This window comes from Klebsiella variicola, assembly GCF_000828055.2.
Taxonomy (GTDB): Bacteria; Pseudomonadota; Gammaproteobacteria; order Enterobacterales; family Enterobacteriaceae; genus Klebsiella; species Klebsiella variicola.
This window is the reverse complement of record NZ_CP010523.2, coordinates 3,952,664-3,973,235: the sequence shown is the minus strand read 5'-3', so window position 1 is coordinate 3,973,235 and position 20,572 is coordinate 3,952,664. Positions and strand designations below refer to the sequence as shown.

The window sequence follows — 20,572 nt, the reverse complement described above, 5'->3', positions numbered from 1 at the left end:
AACCTGAAAATATTTCATGATGCAAAATATACCTTTTTATTTTGTGGTTTTATTTTTGACTTATTCCGTGTTTATTTAACGGATAAAGACGGCTTTCTGTTTATTGTGATGGCGTGGAGAAATAAGGCCCTTGCAGGGAAATGCAGGTGATTGCGCGGGCTAATACTTTTTTTAGCAGCGTAATGTCTGGCTGGGACGGGGATATTTCCGTCATTTCCTCGATTTATTTTAACGAGTTTTTTGGCTGAGAAGAACGCGAGTGCTATGAAGAAACAGCATAATTATACGGTGATGCACTGGGGAACGTGGCAGGTGGAGAGCCGCGAGGGCGATATCGTGGCGGTTAATCCGGTGCCCTGGGATAAAAATCCGTCACGCATTGGTCAGTCGCTCCCCGACGCGGTGACCAGCCAAACGCGCATTCGCCGTCCGGCGGTGCGCGCCGGCTATCTTCAGCAGGGCCCAGCGTCACGAGAAGGGCGAGGCAAGGAGCCCTTTGTCGAAGTCAGTTGGGAGGTGGCGCTGGACCTGCTGGCTCGCGAGCTGCGCTCGGTCAAGGCGCGCTGCGGCAATGAGGCGATCTACGGCGGCTCCTACGGCTGGGCCAGCGCTGGACGCTTTCACCATGCGCAGAGCCAGCTGCACCGGTTTCTCAAGGGATTTGGCGGGTACACCGCCAGCACCAATACCTATAGCAGCGCCGCGGGCGAGCGCATTCTGCCGCATATTCTCGGGCCGTTGAGCCCGCTGCACCGTCAGCATACCCATTTTTCCGAGCTGGCGCGGGAGTGCCAGCTGTTTGTCGCGATTGGCGGTCTGCCGCTGCGCAATGCCCAGGTCAACGGCGGCGGCGCCAATGACCATATGCTGCCGTACTGGCTGGATAAGATGCAGGCCAACGGCACCCGATTTATCAATATCAGCCCGGTACGCAATGACCTCAGCGCGGTGCCCGACGCCGAGTGGCTGGCCATTCGTCCGGGCACCGATACCGCACTGCTGCTGGCGCTGAGCTATGTACTGATCGCTGAGTCTCTCTACGACCAGGCGTTTGTTGCCAGCCATACCGTCGGGTTTGCCCCCTATCGCGCTTATCTGTTGGGCGAGCACGACGGCGTAGCGAAAACCCCGGCGTGGGCGGCGGCGATTACCGGCCTGGATGCCCAGCGCATCGCCGACCTGGCGCGGGAGATGGCCCGCCACCGGACGATGGTGAATATCTCCTGGTCTATCCAGCGCGCCCGTCAGGGAGAGCAAGCCTACTGGGCGACGGTGGCCCTGACCGCGCTGCTGGGACAGATCGGCACGCCGGGCGGCGGCCTCGGGTTTGGCTACGCCTGCACTAACCTGGCGGGCGCGGTGCGAAAAGCGTTTTCCGGCCCACGCTTACCCGCCGGGGAGAATGCGGTGGATAGCGTTATCCCGGTGGCGCGGCTGTCCGATATGCTGCTGCACCCGGGAGAAGCCTATGAGTTCGACGGTCAGCAGCTGCGCTATCCCGACATCCGTCTGGTTTACTGGGCGGGAGGCAATGCGTTTCATCATCATCAGGATATCAACCGACTGTGCGAGGCCTGGCGCCGTCCGGAGACGGTGGTGGTGCATGAGCAGTACTGGACCGCGCAGGCTAAATTCTCCGATATCGTCCTGCCAGCCACCACCTCGCTGGAGCGAGAGGATATCGGCAGCGGCGGTCACGACGGGTTTATGATCGCCATGAGCGCGCAGATCCCGCCGGTGGGCGAAGCGCGTGACGATTACGCCATTTTCCACGATCTGGCCGATCGGCTGGGCTTCGGAGAACAGTTCAGCGAGGGGCGGGACGCCGGGCAGTGGCTGCGTCATCTCTATGAGGAGTCAAGACCGCGGGCGCAGGAGGAGGGTATTGCGCTGCCCTCGTTCGAGGACTTCTGGCAGCAAGGGGTACTGGAGTACAGTGCGCCGGAGCGGCCGCAGATCTTTCTCGCCGATTTTCGCGCCGATCCGCAGCGCTATCCGCTCTCCACGCCCTCCGGCAAGATTGAACTCTTTTCCGCTACCGTCGCCGGGTTTGGCTATCGTGAATGCCCGGGCCATCCATGGTGGGATGAGGAAGAGGCCGCCCGGCAGCGACAGGAGGCGGCGCGGTGGCCGCTTCATCTGCTCTCCAGTCAGCCGCGCGCCCGCCTGCACAGTCAGTACGACCACGGCAGCGTCAGCCGGGCGACGAAAATTCAGGGACGCGAGCCGCTGTGGATGCATCCGAGCGATGCGCAGGCAAGAGACATCCGCGAAGGCAGCGTGGTGAAGGTCTATAACGACCGCGGGGCGATTCTGGCGGGCGTGCACCTGAGCGAGCAGATTTTGCCCGGCGTGGTACAGATGTCCACCGGCGCCTGGTATGACCCGCTGGATCCCAATGAAAAAGGAACGCTCGATAAGCACGGTAATCCCAACGTGTTAACCGAGGATCGCGGCAGTTCGCGCCTGGGGCAGGGCTGTAGCGCCCAGAGCTGTTGGGTGGAGATCGCCCCGTGGCGTGAGGAACTGCCGCCGATCACCGCCTTTGATCCGCCGAGGTTTATTGAGGTTTAGGCGTTGGCGCTCGCCGGCGGCGGGGCGGGTAGTCCGGAGGAGGCGCGGTATGCGCCGCCTCCGGCAAAGCCCGCGCCTGGCGGTTTAAGACTGACGACAGTTTGACGTTACGCCAGCCGCGGGTAGGCGCTGGCGATATCGTCACCGGTAAACTGGGCGATCCAGCCTTCCGGGTTATCAAAAATGCGAATGGCGGTGAAGTTCGGTTCTGAACCCATATCAAACCAGTGCGGGGTGTGGGCGGGAACCGAAATCAGATCGTTCTTTTCGCACAGTACCTGGAACACCTCGTCGCCAATATGCAGGCAGAACAGGCCGGCGCCCTCGACAAAAAACCGCACCTCGTCTTCGCCATGGGTGTGCTCGTTGAGGAATTTTTCCCGCAGCGCCTCTTTTTGCGGGTTATCGGCGCGCAGGCTGATGACGTCCCAGCTCTGGTAGCCCTTTTCGGCGACCAGTTTATCAATCGCATGCTGATAGGCGGCAATGACCGTTTCCGGGCTGGGATTTGCGCCGAGGTCGCGGTCGGCCTGCCAGCGCTCGAAGCGGACGCCTTTGGCGTTCAGTTGATCCTGAATCGCTTTGGCGTCGGTGCTGTGCCAGAGCGGTGTTTGCGGATCGGTCACGGAAAAAAGAGTTAATGCGCTCATGCTGGGATCTGCTCCGGATGAATGTCGTCAAAACGCTGAACCTGAGGATGGTGGCTCGCCGGGTCGCGGTCGCCGCGTACCAGCTGGATCGTTCGCAAACCTGCAGCCTCGGCGGCGTCGAGCTCCTGATGGATATCCGACAGGAACAGGATGGTGCCAGGGGCATGGCCCAGGTGTTCAGCAATGTTACGGTAGGACTGCACCTCGCGTTTGGCGCCTACCAGGGTATCGAAATAGCCCGTGAACAGATGAGTAATATCACCTTCATCGCTGTAGCCAAATAACAATTTCTGCGCGGCGACGGAGCCTGAGGAATATACATACAGATCAATGCCCTGCGCTTTCCATTTCTCCAGCGCCGGCAGTACGTCCGGATAGAGATGGCCGGTAAAGTCGCCGTTGAGATAGCCGTCACGCCAGATGATCCCCTGCAGCGCCTTTAGCGCCGTGGATTTACGGTCTTCGTCCATAAAGGCGAAGAGGGTAGTGATAAGGTCGGCGGTGCTGGCGGCCGGGGCGTCTGTCTCGCGGCGCAGGTTGTCGAGAATGGTTTTGACGGGCTCAGCGTACTGCTGAGCGGTCACAAAGCCGGCCAGTCGTTCGCGGGCGTAGGGGAACAGCACGTTATGCACGAAGCGGATATCGCTGGTGGTGCCTTCTATGTCGGTCACGATGGCGCGGATCATGGTTTCTCCAGAGTGGCGTGGCGCGGAATAACATTAGCATTTAGACGTCTAAGCGTCTTGATTGCCAAATATTAACATCGTGTTATAGTGGCTTCAACAACAGCATTACAATCGGTATAAAAAGAATGAGCAATAACCCTTTGATTCCAGAGAGTAAACTTCCTGCGCTCGGCACCACGATTTTTACCCAGATGAGTGCCCTGGCCCAGCAGCATCAGGCCATCAACCTGTCACAGGGCTTTCCCGATTTCGACGGCCCGCGCTATCTTCAGGAGCGTCTGGCGTACCATGTGGCGCAGGGGGCGAATCAGTACGCCCCGATGACCGGCGTGCCGGCGCTGCGCGAGGCGATCGCCGGGAAGACAGCGGAGCTGTATGGTTACCTGCCCGACGTCAATAGCGATATTACGGTCACCGCCGGCGCGACGGAGGCCCTGTACGCGGCGATCACCGCTCTGGTGCGCCGCGGCGACGAGGTGGTCTGTTTCGATCCCAGCTATGACAGCTATGCCCCCGCGGTGGCGCTGGCCGGCGGCGAATTACGCCGTATTGCGCTGCAGCCGCCGCATTTTCGCGTCGACTGGCAGCAGTTTGCTGCGGCGCTGAGCGATAAAACCCGTCTGGTGATCCTCAATACCCCGCACAATCCATCAGCCACCGTCTGGCAGCGCGAAGATTTCGCTGCCCTGTGGCAGGCGATTGCCGAACGCGAGATCTATGTCCTCAGCGATGAGGTCTATGAGCACATCTGCTTTGCCGAGGGCGGCCACGCCAGCGTGCTGGCGCATCCCCAGCTTCGCGAGCGGGCGGTGGCGGTCTCCTCGTTTGGCAAAACGTTTCATATGACCGGCTGGAAGGTCGGCTACTGCGTAGCCCCGGCGGCCATCAGCGCCGAACTGCGCAAGGTGCATCAGTATCTGACCTTCTCGGTGAATACTCCGGCGCAGTTGGCGATCGCCGACATGCTGCGCGAAGCGCCTGAGCACTATCGTGAGCTGCCGGCGTTTTATCGGGAACGCCGCGATCTGTTTATTGAAGCGCTGCGCCCAAGCCGGCTGGAACTTCTGCCCTGTGAAGGGACCTATTTCCTGCTGGCGGACTACAGCGCCATTTCCGATCTTGACGACGTCAGCTTCTGCCGCTGGCTGACGACCGAAGTCGGGGTGGCGGCGATCCCGCTCTCCGTCTTCTGCGCCGATCCGTTCCCGCACAAGCTGATCCGCTTATGCTTTGCCAAACAGCCGGCGACTCTGTTGGCTGCGGCGACGCGTTTGTGCCAGCTGTAGTCACTTAATCGTCCACGCCTGGGAGAACTGGCGGCCAGCGAACATCTCCGTGAGGCCGCTAATTTGCTTCAGGCGCAATACCTCATCGGCATCCATCCCCAGCTCTTTGCCGATTTTCTGTGGTGTCCAGCCAAGCTGGGTCAGTTCGCGGACAATCTCTGACATGGCGTGGATTTGGTGGCGCCCGCGCGCCCGGTTATGGCGTATGGTCGCTGCCATCAGCCCGTCACGCGAGGCGGCTTCACTCGTCAGGCAGGTCACTGGCAGATAACCTTTCAGCGTTTTTTTCAGCACCGCTTTGCTGCAGGCCAGCTCATGACGGTGAAAACCGTCGACAATCGTATACGCCTGCGGGCTTTGCTGGATGACGACGACCGGCTGGGTAAAGCCGTCGGCTTCCAGCGACGTTTGCAGCAGGCGTTTTTCCGGTGGCGCCACGTTATTCGGATTGTAGTCGTTGGGGATGACCTGCTCCTGTTTTACCCACAGCACGCAGTCAACGGGCTGGGAGCGGAAGGGACTGCGCTGGTGGAGCACCTGACGAAACGCATTGATTGCCTCGATGCGCGCCTCGTCATCCAGCGTTTGCAGATAAGCGTCCAGCGCCTGCGTCAGTTGTTGTTGCATAATATCCCCCATTGTTGGCGATGTTTTTCCATGCGTTTACGGTAGCGCTGATAGTGGCTGCTTTTGGTCGGGCTAAACGAAAGCTGACGGCACCAGTAGTCGTTATTGAGCAGCACTTTGCAGACCCGCCGCCAGGACGGGATATCTTTGGTGCCAATGTCCACAGGCTGGGTGTCCGGAATATCTTCCATGCCTTTTTTCTGATACCAACGCAGGTAGACGGCGATTTTGTTGCGGTAGTGCTCGGCAGTGGTTTCCGGCATGCTGTCGAGCAGGAACAGCGCATAGCTTTTCCATGTCAGGTGGTCGGGCTTGTCGATTTTTCGGTGGCCGTAAAATTGATTATCATGCCCGGCATAGACCCCGCCGCTGTGCGCGCCGCTCACCCGCTGACACATTGCGGCCCAGCGCTCAGGCTCCAGCACATGGTAGAGCCACAGCCCCTGGCGCTGCTCCGGACCGAACGGTTCGCAGATGCGCATATAGCGCAGCGGCACCCCGGCCTGATACATCAGATCGTACAGAGGGTTATAAGACTGCCGGCTTTTGGCAAACCAGGTCCAGATGTCGGCCGTTTTCCAGTCATAGAGCGGGTAGATGTACCAGGCGTGGCCGCCCGGCGCCGAGGTGGTCCAGGGTTTATCATCGGCGAAGCGTTGTTTACGCTGCGAAGAGATGGCCATAAAGCGATTCAGTGACTCGTCGGCGCGAATGCCCACCAGCACGGCGGCGGGGCGCCGCTGTGAAAACCACTCGGCGAAGTGGCTGACAAAGGACTCAAAGCTCATCCCCGGTTGATAAAATGAAAAATAGCCCGGGTGGGTAATCGCCCAGGGCGGCGGCTGACGGACCCAGTCGGCCCCGGGCTCCCAGCATTGCCATTGCGGTTTATACTGCGTCAGCGCGTTTTGGGTGGTGAGCGGCAGGGCGACCCAGTAAAAGGTTTCGACAACATCCGCATACAGCGCACGCAGTTTTTCGCAGTGGGCGATGGTGCAGGAGAACTGCGCTTCCCAGTCAATAAACAACACACTGATTTTTTTACCCTGTAACCGCGCCGCCTGGGCGGTTAAATGCAGCATGACGGTGGAGTCTTTTCCACCCGAGAAAGAGACGCAAACGCGTGAAAAATTATCCAGCACCCACTGGATGCGCTGCTCAGTTGCCTGCAGCACCGATTCCGGTAAGGGATATTTAATAAACGACATGACCATTAATCCTTTAATAGTAGAGCTTCCCGTTTGTTCAGTATAAACGATGAGCGCTGCGAAATTAATGGTCGATCTGCATTCAAACAGAGTGTGAAAACAGGTGGGCAGTTACTCACTATTATTAAGTTGTGGGCGTGATATATCTCTGTCATTCATTAGAATGGAGATTAATTCAGATAGAAAATGATTTTGTGTAGATGATTGATGGTAGTTAATGTATATCGTGATCTCTGGAAAAAGTGCCTCTATATCGAGAGCGTGAAGTGGCATGGCCGGGGAAATAAAATCATATAAATAGGAGGGGATGAAGCCAATTAAGTCGGTTTTATTGATCATGTTAAGAATGGTCATAAAAGAGTCGCTGCGAAAGGCAATATTACCCGGATTTAACCATGGCGTGCTGCTTTGCTGGACGCGCTGAATGACAGGATCGTTGGTGATATAGTGGGTGAAAAATTCCTGCGCCAGCGCTTCAATCGACGTGAGTTGATCTCGCCGCGGATGGTCCGCCCGGCAAACCGCCAGCGTCTGCACCGTCTGATAGGGCTGACAGATCGTGGCGCGGTTGGTAATAGGCATTCGGGTGAACACCAGGTCCGCCTGGCGATACGCCAGCAGCTCCTCAGCCGATTCCGTGGTGGTCAGGTTATGGTGCTCAATCTGCAAATTGGCCTGATGACAGAGCTCATTAATCATAAAATGGCTATTCACTGAACAGAACAGCGGAGGGCCATATATCACGATACGTTTACGCAGTTCGGAGCGATTATTGAGATTGATGGTTTTTTCCAGCTGTTCGAGATTTTGTTGCAAATGATAATGAAGATTGACACAGGCGGTGGTGGGCGTCATCCCTTTCCCAACGCGAACAAATAACGGATCGTTTAACTGCTGGCGCAAACGCTGCAACGACTGGCTCACCGCTGACGGGGTGATAAATAACATGGCGGCTGCTTTGCTAATGCTCAAATGTTGATAGATACATTCAAAAATAACCAATAAATTCAAATCGAACTTTTTCAGATCGTAAAGATTTGCCATTAATGCAGTCCTGTGTATTATCAGCGCGGGTGGAAATATTCTTAGTGAGAATGTTGATTGGCTTAATATTTGCGGTGTGAATTTAATTACCGGACTATAACGTTAAGTTCTGCTTAATATATCTTATCGTCGACAGGGGCGCCAGCGGTCGTTGTTATCTGGCGCCATTATGCAATGGGATTATTCTTGTTCGCCCATCATGATCTGCAGTTTTTCTTTATCCGGCAGGCCGACCACCTGCTGCAGCATATTATCCTTATTCATATAGTAAATGGCTGGCGTGACGTTGGCCCCCAGTTCGTCCATCAGTTGCTGATTAACGTTGAGCACTTTCATTTTCTCCGGCGGAATAGCCTGCGGGATCGTCAGGGCCATTTTTCCATTCGATTGCTCATAATCATGCCAGGTCTTCGCCGGATCCTTGGTGGCCAGAATCGCGGCGGCGGTGGCCGGGCTTTCGGGCTTGATCACCCCCACCAGCAGGGTGCGGATCTGCACTTTACCGGCTTCCACCCAGGGGCGGGACTGCTGCCAGAACTGTTTACAGTAGGGGCAGAAGGGATCGGCAAAGACATACAGCACGATGGGGGCGTCCTTATTGCCATCCTGCAGCCAGTGGGCGCTGGCCATCTTCTTCCACATCTCCTGTCCTGCCGGCGTGTAGAGCTCTTTTTGAAACAACTGCTCGCTGAGGTTGTTGCCGTTCTCGTCATACATATAACCGGAAATGGCATGTTTGCCGTCCGGCGTGAGGTAGATGGCGACCCCCATGTCCTGGTATTTGCCCAGCCAGCCTTTCATTCCCCCTGGCGCCTCAAAGGGTTTTATAATAGTAATGCCCTGTTTTTCAATCGCTTTTACCGGAGCGGGGAGCTCCTCCGCCTGGCTGCATAACGGAAAAAGGCTGAGCAAGAGAAGACGCTTTAACATGAATATTCCTTGTAAAATCAGCAGGAAAGGGCAAAACGATTGTCGAACCTATCACAGTCATAGGCAAGATCAGCAGAATGACGGATTGCCCTTTGCTGGCGTGGGTGATGTAATCCTGGATGCTGTTACATTAAGGTAATGTAGAGCGCAACACATAGCCAGTCTGACTGGCGCTGAACCTACCTTCGGGTATTTCAGGTAACGGGGCCGCCTGAAAGGGTGGCCTTTTTACTTTTGTCGCGGCAAATGATGCGAAAAACAGCGATCAGCGCTGAACGCGTCGACAGGTTCACAGAGTTGTCTTGTTCCGGTTGTTAGATAACGCTTATTGATTCGATAATGTAAACGCATTGGTCGGGTCAGGAAAAATTCGTTAACTTAGACCTCAACGAAAACACGGAGGAAGTATAGATGTCCTTAATTAACACCAAAATCAAACCGTTCAAAAACCAGGCATTCAAAAATGGTGAATTCATCGAAGTCACCGAGAAAGACACCGAAGGCCGCTGGAGCGTCTTCTTCTTCTATCCGGCTGACTTCACTTTCGTCTGCCCGACCGAACTGGGCGACGTGGCTGACCATTACGAAGAACTGCAGAAGCTGGGCGTAGACGTTTACTCTGTGTCTACCGATACCCACTTCACCCACAAAGCGTGGCACAGCAGCTCTGAAACCATCGCGAAAATCAAATACGCGATGATCGGCGACCCGACTGGCGCCCTGACCCGTAACTTCGACAACATGCGTGAAGATGAAGGTTTGGCTGACCGTGCCACCTTCGTGGTTGACCCGCAGGGTATCATCCAGGCGATCGAAGTTACCGCTGAAGGTATCGGCCGTGATGCGTCTGACCTGCTGCGTAAAATCAAAGCGGCGCAGTACGTTGCTTCTCACCCAGGCGAAGTCTGCCCGGCTAAATGGAAAGAAGGCGAAGCGACACTGGCTCCGTCTCTGGACCTGGTCGGTAAGATTTAAGTCTGTTTGTGCCCGGCGGCGCTACGCTTGCACGGGCCTACAAGATTGTAGGCCGGGTAAACGGCGTGCCACCCGGCAATCAATGGGCGCTTTCGCGCCCATTTTATTCCAACACCATGATGCAAGCGCATTCAGGCCGCCTGGACGAGGCCGCTTGCATGATGATGTTTTAAGCCCAGGAGATAACAATGCTCGACACCAACATGAAAACCCAGCTCAAGGCCTACCTTGAGAAGCTGACCAAGCCTGTTGAGCTGATTGCCACGCTGGATGACAGCGCTAAATCGGCAGAAATCAAGGAACTGTTGGCTGAAATCGCTGAACTGTCAGACAAAGTCACCTTTAAAGAAGACAACACGCTCGCGGTACGTAAGCCATCATTCCTGATTACTAACCCAGGTTCCGACCAGGGCCCACGCTTTGCAGGCTCTCCGCTGGGCCACGAGTTTACCTCGCTGGTGCTGGCGCTGCTGTGGACCGGCGGTCATCCGTCGAAAGAGGCCCAGTCGCTGCTGGAGCAGATCCGCGATATTGATGGCGATTTCGAGTTCGAGACTTATTATTCACTCTCCTGTCATAACTGCCCGGATGTGGTGCAGGCCCTGAACCTGATGTCGGTGCTCAACCCGCGCATCAAGCACACGGCGATTGACGGTGGGACCTTCCAGAATGAAATTACCGATCGCAACGTCATGGGCGTTCCTGCGGTGTATCTGAATGGTCAGGAGTTTGGTCAGGGGCGAATGACGCTGACGGAAATTGTCGCCAAAGTGGATACCGGTGCGGAAAAACGCGCAGCGGAAGAGCTGAACCAACGTGACGCTTACGATGTGCTGATTGTCGGCTCCGGCCCGTCCGGTGCGGCCGCGGCGGTCTACTCTGCGCGTAAAGGTATTCGTACCGGCCTGATGGGCGAGCGCTTCGGCGGTCAGGTGCTGGATACCGTGGATATCGAAAACTATATTTCGGTGCCGAAAACCGAAGGCCAGAAACTGGCCGGCGCGCTGAAAGCGCACGTCAGCGACTATAACGTCGATGTGATCGACTCCCAGAGCGCGACCAAACTGACGCCAGCGGCGACAGAGGGCGGCCTGCATCAGATTGAAACCGCCTCTGGCGCGGTGCTGAAGGCGCGTAGCGTCATCATTGCCACCGGGGCGAAATGGCGCAATATGAACGTACCGGGCGAAGATCAGTATCGCACCAAAGGCGTGACCTACTGCCCGCACTGCGACGGTCCGCTGTTTAAGGGCAAACGCGTAGCGGTAATTGGCGGCGGGAACTCCGGGGTAGAAGCCGCTATCGACCTGGCGGGCGTCGTAGAGCATGTGACCCTGCTGGAGTTTGCTCCAGAGATGAAAGCCGACCAGGTGTTGCAGGATAAAGTCCGCAGCCTGAAGAATGTCGACATCATTCTTAATGCGCAGACCACGGAAGTGAAAGGCGATGGCAGCAAAGTCACCGGCCTGCAATATCGTGACCGGGTGAGCGGTGATGAGCATCATGTCGCGCTGGCGGGGATCTTCGTCCAGATTGGCCTGCTGCCTAACACCACCTGGCTGGAAGGCGCCGTTGAGCGCAACCGCATGGGTGAGATCATCATCGATGCGAAGTGCGAAACCAATGTCAAAGGCGTATTCGCCGCTGGCGACTGCACCACCGTGCCGTACAAGCAGATTATTATCGCGGCAGGGGAAGGGGCAAAAGCGTCGCTGAGCGCCTTCGACTACCTGATCCGTACGAAAACCGCATAACAAGTCAGACAATAAACCTGCATAACAAAGAGGCTACCCTGGGGTAGCCTCTTTTTTTCTATTTCGTCATATTTACCTGACGACCATCACCGGGATATGGGCATGGCGGATCACGCTTGAGGCATTGGATCCGAGCAGGTGGGTACTGATGGACGGGTTGCGCGAGCCAATCACCACGACATCGGCGTTAATTTCGCTGGCCAGCTCGTTGACCATATCGCGCACGCTGCCGAAACGGACATGCAGCTTGATACGTGAGGGGTCAATGCTGAAATGGCTGACCATCGTCTGCAGACGAGTTTCCGCCTCATGCTGTAGGTGTTCTTCAAACCGCCGCAGATCGGCGGTAAAGCGGCTCATGGTGAAGCTCGCAGAGCCGGGTAATACGTGGAGCAGATGGATCACCCCGTCCTGCTGGGCCAGAAACTCCGCATGCCGGACGGCTTTATCGCTCAGCGCCATCTCAAAGACATCAACGGGCATAATGATAGTCTTATACATATGCAATCCTCCTTGTTCATTTGCGTCTATATCAACATATTATATGCGGATATAGTGTCATTCAGGTCGCAAAACTGTCAGTCAGGCAGGTGCAAAGCGTAAAAAAAGGTTAGCGGGGGAAGAAACAGCAGAAAGAGGATGTATGGACATCCTCTGAATAAAGCGCGAAACGCCTCAGGCAGCAGGGATTAGCGGTGGAATTCGCCAGCGGCTTCCGGCTGGTACAAGAGCTCCAGCACTTCCAGGTGTGTCGATGCACCGCCCGGCAGCTCCCAGTGAATGGTGCTGCCGACTTTCAGCCCCAGCAGCGCGGCGCCCACCGGCGCGAGGACGGAGAGCTGGCTGGCGCTGTCAGTCACCTGAGACGGAAACACCAGCGTCCGCACGCGCTCTTCGCCGCTGGTTAAATCGCGGAATTTTACCTTACTGTTCATGGTGACGACGTCATGCGGCATCGCTTCCGGCGCCAGCATTTGCGCGCGGTCGAGCTCGTCATTCAGGGCATCGGCAACCGGTAAGTTGGCGAAAGCCGGCTGCTCCAGCAGCCTGTCGATACGTTCGGCATCCAGTTCGTTAATGATGATTGCGGGTCTGGTCATTGCATACTCCATGTTATCCAGGAACCTGTCCGTAAAAGAAAACCCTCGCCGAAAAGGGCAAGGGTTAAGGTCCTACCATCATACTGAGAGTTGCCGGTAGTTTGAAGTGATGAAACGCACATTCAGCGTGCAACGCCCCCCGGCGGGCGGCGTTTTCTGCTCAGCACGTCGCTTTGCGCTACTGACCGACCTTGTCCAGGATAAACTGGGTTCCACAGTTGCCCGGATGGGGTTGCGGCAGAAAGGCGGACGTGGCCAGCGGGGCGTTGATGGTGGCGGCGTTGAGGGAGATTTGCATCTCGGTCAGATAGGCCGGATTACCGTTACAGGTTAATTTAAACGCCTTCACGCTTTGCGGACCCCAGGCGCGGGCCACCGCGGCATCGAAGTCGGCGCGGCTGACGGTTTGACCATAATGCTTCGCGAGGAAATCGCCTACCGGGCTATGCTTAATTTCCCCATTCAGGCGCACCATGGTGCCAAAATAGCTATCGGGATCAAAGCCGAAGCAGACGCCATGTTTGGCGTATTCGTAGCGCTCCAGGCAGGAGGTGCCGCCCGAACCCGGCATCACGTTATTGAGCTTATTGGCCATCTCCAGCGACAGCCCGGTTTCCGCCGCCTGGCATTTGCGGTTCGCTTTCACTTCCGGCATGTTGGGCACCGGGCGCGTGGCGCAGCCGTAGCGCATCCAGCGTCGTTCATCCACCCCGCGCGCGGCAATCGACTTTGGCAGCCCGGGCCACAGGCCGTGCACGGTCAGAAAGTCGGCTTTGTTCGCCGTGTCCTGCTGCAGGCGACACTCTTCCGGTTCGCTACGGTTGCGGTCAAGCATGCTCTGACAGAATCCGGTTTGCCAGGAGAGGGCAAGAACGTAGCGGTCAAAATCAGCGTATCGCGTCGCGGTGAGCGGTTCAGCGCCGGCCTGAGTGGCGGTGAGCACAAGGGCAAGCGCGGCGAAATCCTTCCTGAACATGTTTATTCCTGATTGTGGATGGCAAAAGATAACGGGGAGTTATTAAAGCATAAAAAAGGCGCCCGCTGGCGCCTTTTCGCGTGGTTAGACCATTAGTGGACTGCGCTGCCGGGCACCAGAATCTCAGTGGCGATAATCACCACCAGCAGGCCAACCATCACCGGCACGGAGGTACGTTTGACCACTTCGAACGGCGAAATTTTTGCCATCCCGGCAACGGCGACCACCACCCCGGAGACCGGCGATATCGTGCGGCCGAGGTTAGAGGCCTGCAGCATCGGAATCGACAGATAAGCCGGATTGATGCCGGAAGAGTACGCCAGCTTGGGGATCATCTCAACGAAGGCGTAGAACGGGGCATTACCGGAACCGGTGGTCATTGCCGCCAGCATGGTCAGGATCACCAGCACCAGCATCAGAATAATACTGGCCGAGCCGAAGGAGGTGGCGATGGAGATCAGCCCATTGATAAAGCCGATGGTGCTTAGCCCCTGGGCGAAGACGCCGGCGGCGACCAGCAGCATCACTACGCCGGCGAAGGCGTCAGCCATCCCGCGGTAGGCGACTTCCAGCCCGCTGAAGACGTTTTTGGTGTTAAACCCGCGCAGGAACTCAAGGATCGCCGCCAGCAGCATGCAGCCGACGAGGATGGTGATAATGTGCAGTTCCGGTCCCCATTTACCATCAAAGATCAGCACGCCGATGATCGGGGTAAACGGCAGAATGGCGTACAGCGCCGGGGCGGTGGTGGTGATGTCGTTGACATCCAGCATTTCGTGGGAAATGTTCTCTTTTTTATCCAGGTAACGCTGCCAGAAGAAATGGGCGATCGCCATGCAGATAATGGCCGCGATGGAGATGGGCAGCGTGGTCTTGAAGGCGAAGTCGATCAGCGGCATTTCTGCGGCTTTAGCCGCCAGTACAACATCGCCAGAGGTAGGCGAGAGGATAATGGCCGCCGGTGAAGCGCAGATGGCTGCCGCTGCCCCGCGACTGATACCGACGTTCACCATCACCGGGAACAGCGTCGCCATCAGCAGCACGCCAAGGCCGGTCGCAGAGGAGACCGCCAGCGACATCAGGCAGGCGACAAAGTAGGCGGCAATCATCAGCAGATAGGGCGAATTAATATAGCGCAGCGGCTTTGATGCTAATTTCACCACCATATCATTGGCGCCAATATGGGTCATGTAGGTGGCGAAGCCGCACAGCATCATAATCATCATACCCAGATCGCCACCGCGGCTCATGAGTAGAATCTTAATGTATTCAATAATATCGGTGGCAGAATAACCGGTGCTGTCGGTATTGCCCGGCAAGACTTTATGCCCCAGCAGGGCGCTGACGATCAATAAGATTAAGCCCCCGACGAACAGCACCCCGGTGGCCGAGTAGCCCTTAATGATATAGCGGGCGACGCCCACAATGACCACAATCCCGATCAGGATCTCAACAAACGTCAGCATTTATTACCCCTAAGCCCAAAGAATATGTAGATAAAAAGCGTCATGCCAAATTTTAATGTGCGAATGTGCCGAAAAAACGGACAAAACTCGCTGATGCAAATCAATAAAGCGATAAGAACTACGCGTCACCCGTCTCGCCTGGATATAATCACCAGATGGATAGTTAAAAGGTTCTGATGGTCACCGGGCAAAAATCAGGAGTTTGCCTTATTTCGTTCAACCTGTATTGAGACTATCTTTGCTATTTTAGGCGGCTTTTAAATGAAAGTGGTAATGGAAAAGTGTTGATGTTACGTCGTTTTTCTCTGTTTTCTCTTGGTTTTTTTGGATGGTTGTTGGTATCCGTAAACGCCAGCGCGTCGTTTTCATCGACCCTCAGCGAAGGTTACCAGACCTTAAGTAATAACGTCGCGCAGACCTGGAATGAGCCGGAGCACTATGACTTGTACGTTCCAGCCATTACCTGGCACGCGCGGTTTGCCTATGATAAGGAAAAGACGGATAAGTATAACGAACGCCCCTGGGGCGCGGGTTTTGGCGTCTCGCGCTGGGATGAGAAGGGAAACTGGCACGGTCTGTACCTGATGGCGTTTAAAGATTCTTTCAATAAATGGGAGCCTATCGGCGGCTACGGCTGGGAGAAAACCTGGCGCCCGCTGACCGACCAGAACTTCCACCTTGGACTCGGCTATACCCTTGGCGTGACGGCGCGCGATAACTGGGACTACATCCCCATTCCGGTGATCTTACCATTGGCGTCAATAGGTTACGGTCCGGCGACTTTCCAGATGACCTATATTCCCGGCACCTACAATAACGGTAACGTTTACTTCGCCTGGGCTCGTATACAGTTTTAATTCGCTAAGTCTTAGCAATAAATGAGATAAGCGGTGTGTCTTGTGGAAAAACAAGGACTAAAGCGTTACCCACTAAAAAAGATAGCGACTTTTATCACTTTTTAGCAAAGTTGCACTGGACAAAAGGTACCACAATTGGTGTACTGATACTCGACACAGCATTAGTGTCGATTTTTCATATAAAGGTAATTTTGATGTCTAAGATTAAAGGTAACGTTAAGTGGTTTAATGAGTCCAAAGGATTCGGTTTCATTACTCCGGAAGATGGCAGCAAAGATGTATTCGTACACTTCTCTGCAATCCAGTCCAACGGTTTCAAAACTCTGGCTGAAGGTCAGCGTGTAGAGTTCGAAATCACTAACGGTGCCAAAGGCCCTTCTGCTGCAAACGTAATGGCTATCTAACCAACACGTCAGTAGAATATAAAAACCCGCTTAACGCGGGTTTTTTTTTGCCTGTTTTTCAGATCGTTAACGGCTGGCGGCCTGCGAGAAAAGCCAGAAGGCGACGGCCGTCATGGCAAACGAACCCAGCAAATTCACCATCACGTTGAGGAGTGCCCAGCTCACCCGCCCCTGCTGCAGGAGAAAGACCACTTCCGCCGAGAAGGTGGAGAAGGTGGTCAACCCGCCGCAGAACCCGGTGGTGATCAGGAGCTTCCACATCGGGTCAATATCCGTCAGACGGTTAAACCACGCCAGCCCGGCACCAATCACAAAGGCGCCTACCAGGTTGGCCGTCAATGTCCCAATCGGGATAGCATGATGCACAGGGTTGAGCTTCATGCCGAGCCACCAGCGCAATACGCTGCCGGTGCCACCGCCAATAAAAACGGCGCAAAGAAGTTGAAACACGGTTGTTTCCTGCTATTTGATATAAGAGAACCTCAAGTGTAGCGCGCGACGGGCGCGATTGGCTATTCATAACCTGACCGGAGAAAAACATGCGGGTAGCGGCAGGACAATTTGCCGTCACGCCAGTATGGCGGACGAATGCGCAGACCTGTGTGGCGATGATGCAACAGGCTGCGCGTGAAGGGGCGGCGCTGCTGGTGCTGCCAGAGGCGTTACTGGCGCGAGATGACAACGACCCGGATATGTCAGTGAAATCGGCTCAGCCGCTGGATGGGGAGTTTTTGCAGTTGCTGCTGGCTGAGAGCGGGCGTAACCGTTTGACCACCGTCCTGACGCTGCATGTGCCGTCGGCAGAAGGCCGTGCGACCAATACGCTGGTGGTCTTGCGGGATGGCGAAGTAATAGCCCATTATCACAAACTGCATTTATACGACGCCTTCGCAATGCAGGAGTCGCGGCGGGTGGATCCTGGCCAGCAGATCCCGCCGGTAATTGAAGTGGCGGGGTTACGCGTTGGCCTGATGACCTGCTACGATCTTCGCTTCCCGGAACTGGCCCTATCGCTGGCGCTGAACGGAGCTGAGCTGCTGGTACTGCCCACCGCATGGGTGAGAGGGCCACAGAAAGAGCACCACTGGGCGACGCTGTTGGCGGCGCGCGCGCTCGATACGACCTGCTATATCGTGGCGGCAGGCGAATGCGGGACGCGGAATATTGGTCAGAGCCGCATTGTTGACCCGCTGGGAACGACGCTGGCGGGGGCCGGGAGCGAACCGCAACTGATCTTTGCCGATGTCTCCGCAGAGCACCTTGCGCGGGTTCGCGAGCGTTTGCCGGTACTGCAGAACCGACGATTTGCGCCACCGCAATTATTGTGATGTTTTTTTAAACAGGGCTTGATTCACCTTGTTACAGATTGCTATTGTGTCCGCGCGTCAAATACCCGTATTGTTTATCCTAATAATTCGCTGTGCACGTCAGGACGGACACCCCTGCGCTAACTCCTTCAGGGGGAAGGCTCTGGGCCGAATCACGCAGCCCACGCACAGGTGGATTACAATATGACGGATAAATGCGTGTATGATGGCGTATTCGCAGCTTGTATAGAGAAGAAGGTTAGCTATGGGTGAGATTAGTATTACCAAACTGCTGGTAGTCGCAGCACTGATTATCTTAGTGTTTGGTACCAAGAAATTACGTACGCTGGGCGGCGACCTGGGTTCGGCTATCAAGGGCTTTAAAAAGGCCATGAACGAGGATGACGATAGCGCGAAGAAAGCCACCGTGGAAGAAGAAGCGCCGGCGCAGAAGATCTCTCATAAAGAGTAATTGATCCGATGCGTCCCCCCGGAGGGATGCTGGCGGAACGGCGAAGAGGCCGCGACGAATATCGTTGCGGCCTTTGTCGTTTTTGGCGATGCCGCGCAGAAAAGATGCAACGAACTGTTACGAAAACGCGAAGCAGAGGAAGCAGAGGAAGCGGAGAGGGGCCGCTGCGGCGAAAAGGCGCGCAGCGGCAGAAGCGGCAGTTACTTCACTTCCATTCCTTTAGCCTGCAGGTCGGCATGATAGGAAGAGCGAACGAAGGGACCGCAGGCGGCGTGGGTGAAGCCCATCGCCATCGCTTCCGCTTTCATCTCTTCGAACTCTTCCGGGCTGACGTAGCGCTGTACTGGCAGGTGGTGACGGCTCGGCTGCAGATACTGGCCTAACGTCAGCATGGTGACGCCATGGCGACGCAGGTCGCGCATCACTTCAATGATCTCGTCGTTGGTTTCGCCCAGACCGACCATCAGGCCAGATTTCGTCGGGATCTCCGGATGCGCTTCTTTAAAACGCTCCAGCAGCTTCAGCGACCAGTTGTAATCCGCGCCCGGACGCACCTGACGATAGAGACGAGGTACGTTTTCGAGGTTATGGTTGAAGACATCCGGCGGGGTTACCGTCAGAATATCAAGCGCGCGATCCATGCGGCCGCGGAAATCCGGAACCAGCGTTTCGATCTTAATCGACGGGTTTTTCTCGCGAATGGCGCTGATGCAGTCGGCAAAATGCTGTGCGCCGCCATCACGCAGGTCGTCACGGTCCACTGAAGTGACCACGACGTAGCGCAGACCCATATCAGCGATGGTTTGCGCCAGCTTCTGTGGTTCGTTCGCATCTGGTGCAACCGGGCGCCCGTGCGCGACATCGCAGAACGGGCAGCGACGGGTACAGATCGCGCCAAGGATCATAAAGGTCGCGGTACCGTGGTTGAAGCATTCTGCAAGGTTCGGGCAGGAGGCTTCTTCACACACGGAGTGCAGGCCGTTCTTACGCATCGCTGCTTTGATACCCTGGATACGGGACGAATCTGCCGGAAGTTTGATTTTCATCCATTCCGGTTTTCTGAGCAGAGCTTCACGCTCAGTTGCCACGTTTTTCACCGGGATAAGGGCCATTTTATCGGCGTCGCGGTACTTAACACCGCGTTCCATCACAATGGGTTTACTCATAGCGTGCGTGTTCCAGTTGCGAGTCACGAAGGAAAGCGAATTAATTCAATGAAATGTTGCAATTATCAACTATTTTTGAATCAAGAGCAGGCAGTATACCATTGAAAAGGGGCAGAAAGCAGCCTGCCTGCCTCGCAAATTGTAAAATAGTTGTTGTTTTATCCTTTTCCTTTCCGTGCGCTACGCCTTAAACGCCTGGATTACCGTCTCGATAATTTCTTTCAGCAATGGCTCCTTCCCGCTTTGCTTATTGTAGTGCAGCGCAACATTAATTTTTTCGTCCTGCAGGGAGTGAAAATCCAGGGTTTGCAGTGGCCAGAGCCGGGATACCATGGCGAACAGGCGCTCGGTGGTCAGCCCCAGCATGTCGCTCTCGGCGATCATGGCTGCCTGGGTCAGCAGGTTAAAGGTGCTGAATCCGCAGCGTCGTTCGCCCATCTCTTCCTGCAGGCGGCGGTGAAGGGTGGGGTAGCGCTGGCCTTCCGGAAGCAGCAGCGCAAATTCATACTGAGCGAGATGGGCTTCATCCTGTGGGCCGTGCAGCGCGGGGTGCTCAGCACGGCAGTACATCCGTACCCGATCCTGGTACAGCACATGATGGCTTATCGCCTGGCCGCTGTGCAGATGAGTGTCAATTAACAGATCCACCTGGCGCTGGTCGAGCTGCCGCGCGGCGTCGGTGATGGCGATGTTGTGCAACAGGATCTGCGGAAAGGCCGGTTTTAGCGCACTGGCCACGATGGGTATCAGTAGCGCCCCCATGCCTGGCGTGGTGGCGATAGTGATCACCCGCTGCTGGTGGGGGCTACCAGCGATATCCAGCGCACTGAGGAAAGCCTCCATACCCCGGCTGATGTACTGATGAAGATGGGTAGCATACGCGGTGGGCATCACACCTTGCCCCTTGCGGATAAACAGCGGGTCAGGAAAAAGCGCCCGCAGTTTGTTAATCGACTGGCTAATAGCCGATGGCGTGATATTCAGTATCTTAGCGGCGTTGACGATGCCTTTATGGACGTAAACGGCTTCGAAGATGGTTAACAGGTTGAGGTCAATATTGCGCAGGATGCGAAACATCTGGCGGTCATAA

At 55.9% G+C, this 20,572-nt stretch carries 21 protein-coding genes; 8 read left to right on the top strand and 13 right to left on the bottom strand.

The features are described 5' to 3' along the window. The first annotated feature begins 264 nt into the window (after window positions 1-264). Window positions 265-2,574, top strand: a complete 2,310-nt coding sequence (locus SP68_RS18665; protein ID WP_040973870.1) for a molybdopterin-dependent oxidoreductase — start codon at window positions 265-267, stop codon at window positions 2,572-2,574. A 107-nt stretch (window positions 2,575-2,681) separates the two neighbouring features. On the opposite strand, the gene SP68_RS18660 is transcribed toward SP68_RS18665, so the two are convergent. Continuing rightward, window positions 2,682-3,224 (bottom strand): 1,2-dihydroxy-3-keto-5-methylthiopentene dioxygenase, encoded by a 543-nt coding sequence (locus SP68_RS18660; RefSeq protein ID WP_008805615.1) that lies wholly within the window; start codon window positions 3,222-3,224, stop codon window positions 2,682-2,684. Beyond that, a complete protein-coding gene (gene mtnC / locus SP68_RS18655) occupies window positions 3,221-3,910 on the bottom strand; it encodes an acireductone synthase (RefSeq protein ID WP_008805616.1) in 690 nt (229 codons plus the stop codon). Before mtnC ends, SP68_RS18660 begins: the two co-directional genes overlap by 4 nt. A 140-nt stretch (window positions 3,911-4,050) precedes the next feature. Here mtnC and SP68_RS18650 point away from each other — a divergent pair, with 140 nt between their 5' ends. After that, complete coding sequence (locus SP68_RS18650) at window positions 4,051-5,196, top strand: pyridoxal phosphate-dependent aminotransferase (protein ID WP_162499994.1); 1,146 nt, start codon at window positions 4,051-4,053, stop codon at window positions 5,194-5,196. On the opposite strand, the gene SP68_RS18645 is transcribed toward SP68_RS18650, so the two are convergent. From SP68_RS18645 to dsbG, 4 genes are all read right to left on the bottom strand, one after another. After that, window positions 5,197-5,823, bottom strand: a complete 627-nt coding sequence (locus SP68_RS18645; RefSeq protein WP_012542464.1) for an IbrB-like domain-containing protein — start codon at window positions 5,821-5,823, stop codon at window positions 5,197-5,199. Then, a complete protein-coding gene (locus tag SP68_RS18640) occupies window positions 5,808-7,031 on the bottom strand; it encodes a phosphoadenosine phosphosulfate reductase (protein ID WP_040973872.1) in 1,224 nt (407 codons plus the stop codon). The genes SP68_RS18645 and SP68_RS18640 overlap by 16 nt, the downstream gene beginning before the upstream one ends. Window positions 7,032-7,142: 111 nt before the next feature. Beyond that, window positions 7,143-8,075 carry a DNA-binding transcriptional repressor CitR gene (gene citR / locus SP68_RS18635; protein WP_008805620.1) on the bottom strand — a complete coding sequence of 311 codons (933 nt, stop codon included), beginning with the start codon at window positions 8,073-8,075 and terminating at the stop codon, window positions 7,143-7,145. A 180-nt stretch (window positions 8,076-8,255) separates the two neighbouring features. Then, window positions 8,256-9,005 carry a thiol:disulfide interchange protein DsbG gene (dsbG, locus tag SP68_RS18630; RefSeq protein WP_008805621.1) on the bottom strand — a complete coding sequence of 250 codons (750 nt, stop codon included), beginning with the start codon at window positions 9,003-9,005 and terminating at the stop codon, window positions 8,256-8,258. A gap of 411 nt (window positions 9,006-9,416) precedes the next feature. Between dsbG and ahpC the strand changes: the two genes are divergently transcribed. After that, the gene (ahpC, locus tag SP68_RS18625; RefSeq protein ID WP_002894394.1) at window positions 9,417-9,980 is read left to right on the top strand and encodes an alkyl hydroperoxide reductase subunit C; all 564 of its coding nucleotides are present in this window, start codon (window positions 9,417-9,419) and stop codon (window positions 9,978-9,980) included. Between the two features lie 188 nt (window positions 9,981-10,168). Continuing rightward, entirely contained in the window at window positions 10,169-11,734 is a 1,566-nt protein-coding gene (gene ahpF / locus SP68_RS18620) for an alkyl hydroperoxide reductase subunit F (protein ID WP_008805622.1), read from the top strand. A gap of 72 nt (window positions 11,735-11,806) precedes the next feature. Here ahpF and uspG read toward each other — a convergent pair whose 3' ends face one another. The 4 genes from uspG to dcuC all read right to left on the bottom strand — a co-directional run bounded on the left by uspG (window position 11,807) and on the right by dcuC (window position 15,276). Next, complete coding sequence (gene uspG / locus SP68_RS18615) at window positions 11,807-12,235, bottom strand: universal stress protein UspG (protein WP_002894401.1); 429 nt, start codon at window positions 12,233-12,235, stop codon at window positions 11,807-11,809. 188 nt (window positions 12,236-12,423) lie between these two features. Next, window positions 12,424-12,834, bottom strand: coding sequence for a nucleoside diphosphate kinase regulator (rnk, locus tag SP68_RS18610; RefSeq protein WP_008805623.1), 411 nt, complete (start codon window positions 12,832-12,834; stop codon window positions 12,424-12,426). Window positions 12,835-13,012: 178 nt separating this feature from the next. Then, complete coding sequence (gene rna, locus SP68_RS18605) at window positions 13,013-13,810, bottom strand: ribonuclease I (protein ID WP_008805624.1); 798 nt, start codon at window positions 13,808-13,810, stop codon at window positions 13,013-13,015. 92 nt (window positions 13,811-13,902) lie between these two features. Then, a complete protein-coding gene (gene dcuC, locus SP68_RS18600; protein WP_040973889.1) occupies window positions 13,903-15,276 on the bottom strand; it encodes an anaerobic C4-dicarboxylate transporter DcuC in 1,374 nt (457 codons plus the stop codon). A gap of 332 nt (window positions 15,277-15,608) precedes the next feature. Between dcuC and pagP the strand changes: the two genes are divergently transcribed. Then, window positions 15,609-16,133 carry a lipid IV(A) palmitoyltransferase PagP gene (gene pagP, locus SP68_RS18595; RefSeq protein ID WP_306034378.1) on the top strand — a complete coding sequence of 175 codons (525 nt, stop codon included), beginning with the start codon at window positions 15,609-15,611 and terminating at the stop codon, window positions 16,131-16,133. A 194-nt stretch (window positions 16,134-16,327) separates the two neighbouring features. Next, window positions 16,328-16,537 (top strand): transcription antiterminator/RNA stability regulator CspE, encoded by a 210-nt coding sequence (cspE, locus tag SP68_RS18590; protein ID WP_012542460.1) that lies wholly within the window; start codon window positions 16,328-16,330, stop codon window positions 16,535-16,537. Window positions 16,538-16,603: 66 nt separating this feature from the next. Here cspE and crcB read toward each other — a convergent pair whose 3' ends face one another. After that, on the bottom strand, window positions 16,604-16,987 hold the full coding sequence (crcB, locus tag SP68_RS18585; protein WP_008805628.1) for a fluoride efflux transporter CrcB: 384 nt from the start codon (window positions 16,985-16,987) through the stop codon (window positions 16,604-16,606). 89 nt (window positions 16,988-17,076) lie between these two features. On the opposite strand from crcB, the gene SP68_RS18580 reads away from it, so the two are divergent. Together SP68_RS18580 and tatE are read left to right on the top strand one after the other, a co-directional pair. Further along, window positions 17,077-17,865, top strand: coding sequence for a deaminated glutathione amidase (locus tag SP68_RS18580; RefSeq protein WP_022065703.1), 789 nt, complete (start codon window positions 17,077-17,079; stop codon window positions 17,863-17,865). Window positions 17,866-18,109: 244 nt separating this feature from the next. Continuing rightward, window positions 18,110-18,316, top strand: a complete 207-nt coding sequence (gene tatE, locus SP68_RS18575) for a twin-arginine translocase subunit TatE (protein ID WP_008805630.1) — start codon at window positions 18,110-18,112, stop codon at window positions 18,314-18,316. A 200-nt stretch (window positions 18,317-18,516) separates the two neighbouring features. Here tatE and lipA read toward each other — a convergent pair whose 3' ends face one another. Further along, the gene (gene lipA, locus SP68_RS18570; RefSeq protein ID WP_002894467.1) at window positions 18,517-19,482 is read right to left on the bottom strand and encodes a lipoyl synthase; all 966 of its coding nucleotides are present in this window, start codon (window positions 19,480-19,482) and stop codon (window positions 18,517-18,519) included. A gap of 180 nt (window positions 19,483-19,662) precedes the next feature. Beyond that, complete coding sequence (locus tag SP68_RS18565; protein ID WP_008805631.1) at window positions 19,663-20,559, bottom strand: YbeF family transcriptional regulator; 897 nt, start codon at window positions 20,557-20,559, stop codon at window positions 19,663-19,665. Window positions 20,560-20,572: the final 13 nt, after the last annotated feature.

Excerpts from the sequence above, each read along its gene's own strand:
- SP68_RS18665 (WP_040973870.1), top strand. The coding sequence starts at position 265 with ATGAAGAAACAGCATAATTATACGGTGATGCACTGGGGAACGTGGCAG.
- SP68_RS18660 (WP_008805615.1), bottom strand. The coding sequence starts at position 3,224 with ATGAGCGCATTAACTCTTTTTTCCGTGACCGATCCGCAAACACCGCTC.
- mtnC (WP_008805616.1), bottom strand. The coding sequence starts at position 3,910 with ATGATCCGCGCCATCGTGACCGACATAGAAGGCACCACCAGCGATATC.
- SP68_RS18645 (WP_012542464.1), bottom strand. The coding sequence starts at position 5,823 with ATGCAACAACAACTGACGCAGGCGCTGGACGCTTATCTGCAAACGCTG.
- SP68_RS18640 (WP_040973872.1), bottom strand. The coding sequence starts at position 7,031 with ATGTCGTTTATTAAATATCCCTTACCGGAATCGGTGCTGCAGGCAACT.
- citR (WP_008805620.1), bottom strand. The coding sequence starts at position 8,075 with ATGGCAAATCTTTACGATCTGAAAAAGTTCGATTTGAATTTATTGGTT.
- dsbG (WP_008805621.1), bottom strand. The coding sequence starts at position 9,005 with ATGTTAAAGCGTCTTCTCTTGCTCAGCCTTTTTCCGTTATGCAGCCAG.
- ahpC (WP_002894394.1), top strand. The coding sequence starts at position 9,417 with ATGTCCTTAATTAACACCAAAATCAAACCGTTCAAAAACCAGGCATTC.
- ahpF (WP_008805622.1), top strand. The coding sequence starts at position 10,169 with ATGCTCGACACCAACATGAAAACCCAGCTCAAGGCCTACCTTGAGAAG.
- uspG (WP_002894401.1), bottom strand. The coding sequence starts at position 12,235 with ATGTATAAGACTATCATTATGCCCGTTGATGTCTTTGAGATGGCGCTG.
- rnk (WP_008805623.1), bottom strand. The coding sequence starts at position 12,834 with ATGACCAGACCCGCAATCATCATTAACGAACTGGATGCCGAACGTATC.
- rna (WP_008805624.1), bottom strand. The coding sequence starts at position 13,810 with ATGTTCAGGAAGGATTTCGCCGCGCTTGCCCTTGTGCTCACCGCCACT.
- dcuC (WP_040973889.1), bottom strand. The coding sequence starts at position 15,276 with ATGCTGACGTTTGTTGAGATCCTGATCGGGATTGTGGTCATTGTGGGC.
- cspE (WP_012542460.1), top strand. The coding sequence starts at position 16,328 with ATGTCTAAGATTAAAGGTAACGTTAAGTGGTTTAATGAGTCCAAAGGA.
- SP68_RS18580 (WP_022065703.1), top strand. The coding sequence starts at position 17,077 with ATGCGGGTAGCGGCAGGACAATTTGCCGTCACGCCAGTATGGCGGACG.
- tatE (WP_008805630.1), top strand. The coding sequence starts at position 18,110 with ATGGGTGAGATTAGTATTACCAAACTGCTGGTAGTCGCAGCACTGATT.
- lipA (WP_002894467.1), bottom strand. The coding sequence starts at position 19,482 with ATGAGTAAACCCATTGTGATGGAACGCGGTGTTAAGTACCGCGACGCC.
- SP68_RS18565 (WP_008805631.1), bottom strand. The coding sequence starts at position 20,559 with ATGTTTCGCATCCTGCGCAATATTGACCTCAACCTGTTAACCATCTTC.